Here is a 1,592-nt window from a genome sequence, read left to right on the forward strand (position 1 = left end):
TCCAGCCAGTAGTGCTTGTGTTGGAAGGGGTAGGTGGGGAGGGGGATGTGGTGGCGTTGTTGGTGGTTGTGGTAGGTGGGCCAGTGGGGTGTGGTGCCGGTGAGCCAGAGGTTGGCGAGGGTGCGTTGGGTGGTTTCGGTGGGGGTGCGGGGGTCGCGTTTGTGGGGGAGTGAGGCGAGGGTGGTGTGGGTGTGGGTGTTGGTGTGGGTGAGGATGCGGCGGGCGAGGCTGGTGAGGGTTTGGCCGGGGCCGATTTCGAGGAGGGTGGTGTCGGGTTGGGTGGTGGCGGTTTGGATGCTGGTGGCGTATTCGACGGTGGCGCGGATGTGGTGGCCCCAGTAGGTGGGGTCGGTGGCTTGTTGGTTGGTGATCCAGGTGCCGGTGGTGTTGGAGATGAAGGGGGTGTGGGGGGGTTGGGGGTTGGTGGTGGCGACCGCGGTGGTGAATTCCGTGATCATCGGTTCCATGAGGGGGGAGTGGAAGGCGTGGCTGGTGGTGATGGGTTGGGTGGGCCAGCCGTTTTCTTCGGCGAGGGTGGTGAAGGTGTGGATGGCGTCGTGGGGGCCGGAGACGACGCAGTCTCGGGGGCCGTTGTGGGCGGCGAGGGAGAGGGTGTGGGGGAGGGCGGCTTCGATGGTGGTGCGGTCGGCCATGACGTTGAGCATGGCGCCGGGGGTTTGGGCTTGCATGAGGCGGCCGCGGAGGGCGACGAGGCGGAGGGCGTCGGGGAGGGTGAAGACGCCGGCGAGGCAGGCGGCGGTCCATTCGCCGAGGCTGTGGCCGAGCATGGCGGTGGGGGTGATGCCCCAGGTTTTCCAGAGTTGGGCGAGGGCGTATTCGATGGTGAAGAGGGCGGGTTGGGCCCATTGGGTCTGGTCGAGTCGGGGGTCGTCGGTGAAGAGGATGGTGCGGATGTCTTCGCCGAGGTGGGGGGTGAGGAGTTCGGCGCATTCGTCGATGGCGTTGCGGAATGCGGGTTCGTGTTGGTGGAGGTCGTGGGCCATGCGGGTGTGTTGTGAGCCTTGGCCGCTGAAGAGGTAGATCAGTGGTGGGGTGTCGCGGGTGGTGTGGTGGGTGGTGACGTGGGCGGGGTCGCGGGTTTCGAGGGCTGTGGCGATGGTGTCGGGTGTGGTGCCGGTGACGGTGCGGCGGTGGGGGAAGGTGCGGCGTCCGGTGGCGAGGGTGTAGGCGGCGTCGGCGAGGTTGGGTTGGGTGCGGCGCAGGTGGGCGGCGAGTCGGTCGGTGGCTTCTTCGAGTGCTTGGGGGGTGCGGGCGGAGAGGATGAGGGTTTCGGTGGGGCGGGTGCTGGGTGGTGAGGGTGGGGTGAGGGGGGCTTCTTCGAGGATGATGTGGGCGTTGCTGCCGCCGAAGCCGAAGGCGCTGATGCCGGCGCGGCGGGTGTGGTGGGGGGTGCGGAGCCAGGGGGTGGGGTGGGTTTGGACGTGGAAGGGGTTGTTGGGGAAGTCGATGTCGGGGTTGGCGCGCTGGTGGTTGAGCGAGGGGGGCAGGAGTTCGTGTTGGAGGGCGAGGGTGGTTTTGATCAGGCCTGCGATGCCGGCGGCGGCGTCGAGGTGGCCGATGTTGCCCTTGAC

At 68.0% G+C, this 1,592-nt stretch carries 1 protein-coding gene; it reads right to left on the minus strand.

What is annotated here, in order from left to right:
• On the minus strand, positions 1–1,592 hold a 1,592-nt coding region (locus tag AB0M92_RS39260; RefSeq protein ID WP_366107191.1), incomplete at both ends, for a type I polyketide synthase.

Source organism: Streptomyces sp. NPDC051582, from assembly GCF_040681715.1.
Taxonomy (GTDB): domain Bacteria; phylum Actinomycetota; class Actinomycetes; order Streptomycetales; family Streptomycetaceae; genus Streptomyces.